Consider the following 7836-nt stretch of genomic DNA (forward strand, 5'->3'; position numbering starts at 1 on the left):
CTCACCTCGATCACCACTACCGACGTCTTCATCCGCGACTGCCTGAAGGTCCTGATGGCCGCGTTGGCCGTGGGCGGCATCACCGGCATGTACCTGAGCCAGGTCCGCCGCAACGGCCTCCTCGGACTCATCGGCTACCTGGTCCTCAGCGCCGGCTACCTCATGATCATGGGCACGACTTTCCTTGCCGCATTCGTCGCGCCCGCCATCGCCGATACCAGTCCGGGCTTCGTCAAGGACGTCATCGCCCTGTCCACCGCCCGCGGCACCGTAACCGGTGACCTCGGCGCTCTGGGTACGGTGTGGCAGATCCAGGGAATCCTCTACCTGGCCGGCGGCGTGCTCTTCGGCATCGCGCTGTTCCGCGCCCGGATCCTCGCCCGCTGGGCGACCGTGCTCCTCACCATAGGCGGCCTTGCCAGCGCCGCATTGTCGATGATGCCGGATGCCTTCTACCGGCTGCTGGCCTACCCGAACGGCATAGCGATGATCGGGCTCGGCGTCTCCCTCTGGCTCAGCCAGCGCAACCACGCGCCCGTCGAAACGAACCCCGTCGAGACCAGCCCCACCGCGTCGACCGCCACCGTTGCGCCGGTCCGATGAGCGACCGTACGTCGAAGCCGGCCGGCTCCCCGCGGAGCTGGCCGGTACCGGCCGCCCTGCTGGTGCTGAGCGCAATCCCACTGACCGCCGGGACGCTGCGGCTGATCCAGCTCGCAGGCGGCCCCGCCGTCATCCCCGCCGACCACCGGTTCACCGGGTTTCCGCTTCCGCTCGTGGCGCACATCGTCAGCGCGGCGGTGTACGCACTGGTCGGGATCCTGCAGTTCGTGCCGCGGTTCCGGCGCCGGCACATGGACTGGCACCGCCGCGCGGGCCGGGTGCTGGCCGTGGCCGGGCTGCTGGTGGTGCTCTCCGCCCTCTGGTTGACCCTGTTTTACGCGGCGCAGCCCGGCACCGGCGTTCTGCTCTACGTGCTTCGGTTGGTGTTCGGGTCCGCGATGGCCGTCTGCCTCCTGCTCGGCTTCACCGCCATACGTCGCCACGACATCGCGGCCCACCGCGCGTGGATGATGCGGGCGTACGCGATCGGCCTGGCCGCCGGCACCCAGGCCTTCACCGAACCGATCGGCGGCGCGATCTTCGGCACCGGCGTGCTCGCCGCCGATCTCGCCAAGGGCGCCGGCTGGGTGATCAATCTGGCCATCGCCGAATGGGCCCTGCGCCACCCCGCCCACCGGCCTGCCGCTCGTCGCCGGCCCGCACTGCCTGCAGGTCCGCAGCGCGCTGGAGCATTGTCGTGAACACCGCACCCACGACGTACGCGATCCGGGTCGACGGCCACCTCGACGACCACTGGTCGGCCTGGCTCGGCGCGCTCGACATCTCCCGCAACGAGGACGGCAGCACCACCATCACCGTCTCGGTCGCCGACCAAGCACAGCTGCACGGCGTACTCGCCGGCCTGCGCGACATCGGCGCCGTCCTCGCCGAGCTCCGAACCACCGGTGCGCCCGCTGTGACCCGCAGGTCAGTGCTCGAACGCCTGAGCACACCGAGCGTCAGGCAGGGCGCAAAAATCGGTTCTGAACCGTGATAACACGGCCAAAGACTCGACGCGGACGGCGTCGTCTCGGTGTTCGATCTTGGGTTTCTTCAGACAACACGCATGATCGTGTCGAGGCCGTACCACTGTCCAGCTTGGACAACCGCAGGGCCGTCAGCTACGCGACTTCGGTGCCGGCCCAGTTAAACGACAAGCTAGGCGCCACCGCGATGATTCCGGCGAGCGGGCTTGAGCTACGGTGTGGACCCCGAAGGGAGACGTTCGACGTGAAGCGTTGGTGGCGAGTAGTGATGCCGGCCGTCGTTGCTCTGGCTGCGTGGGTGTCGGCGTGACGACAGCCCTCGCTGGTGAGCTGGACAACGACCCGGTCAACAACCAGTTGGCTACGAAGACGAGCCTGGTGTGCAACAGCGACGGCTCGGTGACCCTGAGGTGGACATCCATCGCCCCGGCCGAGGCGGCCAGCATGACCGCCATGTGGTACGACGCCACCGCCGACCCAGATCTCCGATCTCCGACGCCGGCCAAGATCGCCGACCGAGTCGCCGCCGTGCGCCGCACCGGCGGCAGGGCCAGCGGCGCGTTCCGGCTCAACAGCGTGCCGGATGGTCACCTGGTCGCGCTCTTCGTCGCTGGCTGGTCGCAGGCCAACGGGAAGGGCACGCAGGTCTCCGGCCTGGGCCGCAATCTCGACACCATTTTCCATTGCGTGAACGGCCGACCGACCGGCTGACGCCTGGGCGAACCCTGCCGGCGTGGGGTGGCGCCGTGGGCGTGCTGGTCGCGGCACGGTGTGGCCTTGTCCGTGAGCCGGAGGTCGGCGGTGCGCCGATGCTCGCTGAGGCAGATCAGTACCAGTTGCCACGCTGGCTGTAGTTTCGCGGTGCGTGATTCACCGCCTCACCGCCCGACGCGTTACCCGATGCGCCGAACTGCTGCCGTATGGCGCGGCATCCGAGCGCCGAGCAGAGGCGTCAGCTGCTACCGGCCGCGGCTGTGACCGCCGACGTGGTCCGCGGCGGGACCATTACGGTGGCCACCGTCTCGGCCGGGGCCATGATGTTCGAGGCGACCGTGGCGGCGCTGCGGGAGTCCGGGATGTGGCTGGGCGGTTCCGCCGGCGCCGATCGCTCGCGGCACTCTGCGGACTTGGTGGGCGCCGGTGAGTTTGCGCCAGGGCCGGGCGGTGACCACGACGGTCCTGGTCGCAGCAGCACGGCGCGGTGGGCGAGGATCTGCTCGAAGCCGTCGGCGAGGCCGGGCAGGCGAGTTCGATCATCGATCGCGCCATGGCCGACGGTCAGCGGAATCTCCTTATTTATCAAGGTCTTACCCAAAAGGGCAACCCATGATCCTTCGGTGCAGCGTCCACGCTGATCGTAACCGAACGCCGGATCTTCGCCCTAGGGTTCGTCCGACAAGGAGGTTTCCACTTGCGAGTCGGTATTGATCTCTCGATGCGCGGAGTAGCTGTCCAGATACCGCGAGACCGGCTCTCGATCGAAGCCGCGCTAGCCGGCGGCACCGACCTGGCCGACGGGCAAGCGGAAGACGAGACCGCCTGGAAAATGGCGGCGCAGGTCGCGGCTCAGGTGCTGGAAAGCACGAGGGTTCCCGCCCGCGAGGTGGGCCTGCTCGTGTACTCGGGCCTCCGGCAAGGTGAGGAGGACTGGAAGGCAGCGCCGATGATAGCCCGCGTGGTGGGCGCGGACCGCGCGGTCGCGCTGGCCGTCCGCCAGACCAGCAACGGCGGCGCGATCAGCATGCAAATGGCCGTGTCACATCTGATGGCCGAAGAGCGGACCTCAACCGCGCTGGTGCTCACTGCCGACTCCCTCGGCAACGACCTGTCGTTGCGGCGACAGCGAGGCATCGGTGCGACATTGATCGACGCCGCAACCGCGGTGTTGCTGTCCCGCGGTGAGGGACGCCTGATGATCCGCTCGATGGCCTCTGGCGGCCGCTCGGTGCAGGAGGCCGCTCTCCCGGCGGGAGACCCGCTGAACCGGAGCAATGTGATCGTCGGCAGAGCGGTGGAGGCGATGAACCCGATTCTGCGTGTCTCCATCGAGCGATGCGTTCGTGACACGGTCCGAGCCGCCTTCGCCGATGCCGGGCTCGTCAGGGGCGATCCGCGACTGAGCAAGGTCCTGCTGCCCAGGATCGAGCGCGACGCGCTGAGACCGATTCTCCCCGGAGCCCTGGTGGAGTTCGGCGATGCCGAGGTGCTGCACCTACCGGAAACGGGACACCTGTTCGCCGGTGATCTCGCGGCCAATCTGTCCTGTCTACTCGACGATCAAACGCTACCGCCATGCGCGTACGCCCTGATTCTGAACATCGGGGTGGGGTTCGCGGTCACCTGCCTCGTCGTGCAGGCCGGCCCCGGCGGGCAGCCGTCATGACGCCGCAAACGCTGGCGCAACTGCTCGACACGTTGCGCGAGAGCCCGGCCCGAGTGGTGTTCCCCGGCACCGGCGAGGTGTTACCGCACCGCGACATTCCCGGTCGAGCCACTGCTGCCGCCCGCCTGCTCACCCAGCTTGGGGTAGGCGCACGGGACGTAGTGGGCCTGCTGGTCCCCACCTCGGTGTCTTGGCTTCCCAGCTATTTCGGTGTCGCCCTGACCGGTGCCGCAGTCGCCGCCCTTCCGCTGCCGCCCGTGGTTCTCGATCCCGTCGCCGCTGCGCGCCAACTGTCCGCCGTTGTCGACGCCGCCGGCATCCGGCACATCGTCGCCTCCGGATCGGGGCTGGCCGTCGGGCGGGAGCTGGCTCACCTGCGTACAGGCATCGTCATCATCGACGCCGGCAACAGTTCTGGCGGCGGCGCACCTCCGCCGTCCCTTCCTGATCTGGATCCGGATGCGCCGGCCGCAGTGCAGTTCAGCTCCGGAAGCACGGCTCGCCCCAAGGGTGTCCTGCTGACGCACCGGGCGCTGCTCGCTGGCGTAGGCGCGATCAACACACACATCCGCACAGTGGCCGACGACGTGCTCGTGCAGTGGGTGCCGCTATTCCACGACATGGGCATCGTGGCTCTGCTGTGCTCACTGCTGGCACCGTGCGACGCGCACCTGTTCAACCCGACGGCCTTTATCAGAGATCCGGCAGTGGTGCTGTCACACATAGCGGACGTGGGCGGCAGCATCGTCACCGGTCCCAACTTCTCCTACGACGCGTTCGTCCGCGCGGCCGGCAAAGCTTTCGGCGACGATCCCGGCCGCGACCGGCTTGCGCGGTGGCGCCTAGCCCTCAACGGCTCCGAGTCCGTCAAGGCTGACACAGTCCGAGCGTTCGCCGATACGTTCACCCCGCTCGGTGCCGCGCCGACAACGATGTACCCGTGCTACGGCATGGCCGAGGCGACCCTCGCGATCACGCTGCCCGAGCTGGGCACAGCGCCCCGCGTCATCATCGTGGATCGCCGGGCCCTCACCCCCGGCGAGCGAGTACGCCAGGTCAGCGCGACCACAGCCGAGGGGCGTGAGCTCGTCGGGCTCGGGGTGCCAGTCCCGCAGATGCGCGTCCGTGTCTGCGGGGCCGATGGAGACCCATTCCCGGACGGCACCCTCGGCGAGATCCACATCAACGGTCCCGCGGTGACGACCGGCTACCTCAACGATGACCCGAACACGCGGCAGGCGTTGGTCAACGGCTGGCTGCGTACCGGAGATCTGGGGTTCTTCGACCACGGAGAGCTCTTCGTGGCCGGCCGGCTCAAGGAGATGATCGTCGTGCACGGCCGCAATTATTTCGCCGAGGACGTCGAGCAGGCAGTCCGCGGAGTCCCCGGCATCTACAAGGGTAACTGTGTGGCGATCGCCGACCCGCACGAGGAACGCATCGTCGTGGTGGCCGAGGTGGCCAAGTTCGCGGACTCTGGCGTCCGCGAACGCGTAGCCAGCGATATTCTCGCCGCCGCGGGCGCGGCGGGCGGACCAGCCCGGGTACGGGCCGTGACCATCCCGCCACGAGGACTTCCCCGCACCACAAGTGGGAAGTGGCAGCGTTCCTTGGTCGCCAAGTTGATCACCGACGTCTGGAGAGAGCACAACCATGTCTGAGGCGCGCAACGACATCATTGTCCCGGTCGGCATCACGGCCGCCGTACTGGAAGAGTTCAGCAAGATTCTCGTCTGTCCGCCCGATCAGATCGACCTCGGCCGCAGGATCACCGAGCTGCCCGGCATGGACTCCCTCAATCTGGTCCGCGCCGTGGTCGCGATCGAGGAACGGTGGCAGATCGATCTGGCCGAGGACGATCTGTTCGACGTACGCACCGGCCACGACTTCTGTCTGCTGGTCGCCCGGAGCGTCCACCAGCAGGACACGCTCGGATGAGCGCCGAGCCACAGGTGATCCTGGCGCCCGACCGGCAGCAACCGCTGGAAGCCGTATTCCGCCGACTGCGGGAGCAAGCACCCGTCACGCCGGTCGTGCTCGACGGCGGCCTGAAAGCTTGGCTCGTCACCCGACATGCCGAAGGCCTTCAGGTGCTGGGCGATCCGCGCTTCGTCAAGGACCTCAGGCGCCTCACAGATCCCGACCACGGCCTGGCCGGGAGGCGCTACCCCGAGGACGTCTACGCCGTCGAGGGACGCCATGTGCTGAACAGCGACGGAGCTGACCACCGGCGCCTGCGCGGTGCGATCAACAGCCGGTTGTCGGCACGTTCCGTCGCCCGCTTGAGGCCCACGATCCAGCGGATCGCCGGAGAGCTGGCCAACGGGCTGGCGGGCACCGCCGCTCCGGACATCGTCACTGGATACGCCGGCCCGATGACCGAGCGGGTGATGGGACACGTCCTGGGTCTCCCCGAGCCCGCGATTCTCGAGGCCGCCCGGCTGAATCGCCGGTTGGGCCGCCGCGACGATCCGCTGTCGGCCCCGATGCGCGAGGCGTACACCGACCTTGTCGACCTGGTCAAGGAGGCCACAGCCGATCGACGGGCCTTCGCGCCCGAGACCGTGATCGGCGGGCTGTGGCAAGCGATCGACACCCGGTCCATCAGCCGGCGGGAACTGGTCTCGGCAGTGATGATGCTGATCGGGGCGGGTATCACGTCCACGGCGATCGCCATCGGGCAGGGCGCCGCCAAGCTTGCCTCCTCGGCGGCGGCCCTGCGGGCGATGCTCGGCGACGACGAGGGGGCATCGGCCGTCGTCGGCGAGCTGTTACGTCAGTACCCGCCGTTCCCCTTTTCCCCGTGGCGTTTCGCGCTGGAGACCGTCGAGGTGTCTGGCATCAAGATCCCGGCTGGGGCGGTGGTGTTCGTACTGATCGCCGCCGCTAACCGTGACCCGGAGGTGATGACGGATCCGGAGAGCCTCGTCCCGGGCCGGGAAGCAGCCAGACAGACCCTCACGTTCGGCCACGGGCCGCACTACTGCCTCGGCTCCCATCTGGCCCACTGCGAGATCGAGGTGGCGTTGCGCACCCTTTTCGGCCGGTTCCCGGACCTCCGACTGGCGATTCCATATCAGGACCTGCGGTGGGCCGGCCTGATGTTCGACCGGAACATGATTTCCCTGCCGGTCGTCACCGCCCCGGGCCAGGACGGCGTGCGGTGAGCGGTATCGACGACAACGCAGCGGATCGACCGGTTCTCGCGACCACCTTCATGCAGGATTCGGTCCGCGTGTCGCAGCGCGAAGGGCCGGTGTTCCAGCGAACCCTCTTCAACCTCGACTTCACCTTCGTGTCCGGGGTGGATCTGGTGGCCGAACTCGCGGACGAACAGCGATTCGTCAAGCACGTCTACCCCAACCTGGCGTCGCTGCGGCCGATGGTGGGAGACGGGCTCCTCACCGCGGAGACCGACGACCCGCACTGGCAGACCGCTCATGGCGTCCTGGCGTCCGGCTTCACCCAGCAGGCCATGCGACGTCACCACCCGAGAATGGTCGCCGTCGTCGACGATCTGACCCGAGCATGGGACCGGGCAGCGAACGCGGGACCGGTCGACGTCACCGACGACATGACCCGTACCGCGCTGGAGATCATCGCGGCGGCCGGGTTCGGACAGTCGCTCGGCGCCTTCCGGCTGGATCAGTCACACCCGTTCGTACGCGCACTGACCGAGACGATTCTGCACTGTATCCGCCGCGTCACCCTGCCTGCGGACATCGGGGTGCTTCTCGGCCGACGCGATGAGCACCGATACGCCGAGAATGTGAGCCGCCTCAACGCGATAGTGGACGATATCATCGCGGCACGTCATGACACCGAAGAGGCAGATCTGTTAGCACACATGCTCTCGGCGCGGTC

Annotated in this window: 10 protein-coding genes; 9 read left to right on the forward strand and 1 reads right to left on the reverse strand. The window is 68.1% G+C overall.

Features of this window, described 5'->3' with window-relative positions:
* The 4 genes from QOI01_RS15005 to QOI01_RS15020 all read left to right on the forward strand — a co-directional run.
* Positions 1-603: hypothetical protein (locus QOI01_RS15005; RefSeq protein WP_526382200.1), on the forward strand; the 603-nt coding region annotated here is incomplete at its 5' end.
* Positions 600-1304, forward strand: a complete 705-nt coding sequence (locus QOI01_RS15010; RefSeq protein WP_526382202.1) for a DUF2306 domain-containing protein — start codon at positions 600-602, stop codon at positions 1302-1304. The genes QOI01_RS15005 and QOI01_RS15010, both read left to right, overlap by 4 nt.
* Complete coding sequence (locus tag QOI01_RS15015; RefSeq protein ID WP_526382204.1) at positions 1301-1597, forward strand: DUF8691 family protein; 297 nt, start codon at positions 1301-1303, stop codon at positions 1595-1597. Before QOI01_RS15010 ends, QOI01_RS15015 begins: the two co-directional genes overlap by 4 nt.
* A gap of 298 nt (positions 1598-1895) precedes the next feature.
* Positions 1896-2300, forward strand: coding sequence for a hypothetical protein (locus QOI01_RS15020; protein ID WP_526382206.1), 405 nt, complete (start codon positions 1896-1898; stop codon positions 2298-2300).
* A 241-nt stretch (positions 2301-2541) separates the two neighbouring features.
* Here QOI01_RS15020 and QOI01_RS15025 read toward each other — a convergent pair whose 3' ends face one another.
* On the reverse strand, positions 2542-2904 hold the full coding sequence (locus tag QOI01_RS15025; protein WP_526382207.1) for a hypothetical protein: 363 nt from the start codon (positions 2902-2904) through the stop codon (positions 2542-2544).
* A 96-nt stretch (positions 2905-3000) separates the two neighbouring features.
* On the opposite strand from QOI01_RS15025, the gene QOI01_RS15030 reads away from it, so the two are divergent.
* The 5 genes from QOI01_RS15030 to QOI01_RS15050 form a co-directional block, all read left to right on the forward strand.
* Positions 3001-3972, forward strand: coding sequence for a beta-ketoacyl-[acyl-carrier-protein] synthase family protein (locus QOI01_RS15030; protein WP_526382209.1), 972 nt, complete (start codon positions 3001-3003; stop codon positions 3970-3972).
* Positions 3969-5633 (forward strand): AMP-binding protein, encoded by a 1665-nt coding sequence (locus QOI01_RS15035; RefSeq protein WP_526382211.1) that lies wholly within the window; start codon positions 3969-3971, stop codon positions 5631-5633. Before QOI01_RS15030 ends, QOI01_RS15035 begins: the two co-directional genes overlap by 4 nt.
* On the forward strand, positions 5626-5910 hold the full coding sequence (locus QOI01_RS15040; RefSeq protein WP_526382213.1) for an acyl carrier protein: 285 nt from the start codon (positions 5626-5628) through the stop codon (positions 5908-5910). Before QOI01_RS15035 ends, QOI01_RS15040 begins: the two co-directional genes overlap by 8 nt.
* A complete protein-coding gene (locus QOI01_RS15045; RefSeq protein ID WP_526382215.1) occupies positions 5907-7139 on the forward strand; it encodes a cytochrome P450 in 1233 nt (410 codons plus the stop codon). The genes QOI01_RS15040 and QOI01_RS15045 overlap by 4 nt, the downstream gene beginning before the upstream one ends.
* A partial coding sequence (locus tag QOI01_RS15050) for a cytochrome P450 (RefSeq protein ID WP_526382217.1) occupies positions 7136-7836 on the forward strand: 701 nt, incomplete at its 3' end. The genes QOI01_RS15045 and QOI01_RS15050, both read left to right, overlap by 4 nt.

Source organism: Mycobacterium sp. (assembly GCF_032162605.1).
GTDB lineage: Bacteria > Actinomycetota > Actinomycetes > Mycobacteriales > Mycobacteriaceae > Mycobacterium.

Bases quoted from the DNA above. Each gene is read 5' to 3' on its own strand.
- QOI01_RS15035 (WP_526382211.1), top strand. From the start codon at position 3,969: ATGACGCCGCAAACGCTGGCGCAACTGCTCGACACGTTGCGCGAGAGC.
- QOI01_RS15040 (WP_526382213.1), top strand. From the start codon at position 5,626: ATGTCTGAGGCGCGCAACGACATCATTGTCCCGGTCGGCATCACGGCC.
- QOI01_RS15010 (WP_526382202.1), top strand. From the start codon at position 600: ATGAGCGACCGTACGTCGAAGCCGGCCGGCTCCCCGCGGAGCTGGCCG.
- QOI01_RS15045 (WP_526382215.1), top strand. From the start codon at position 5,907: ATGAGCGCCGAGCCACAGGTGATCCTGGCGCCCGACCGGCAGCAACCG.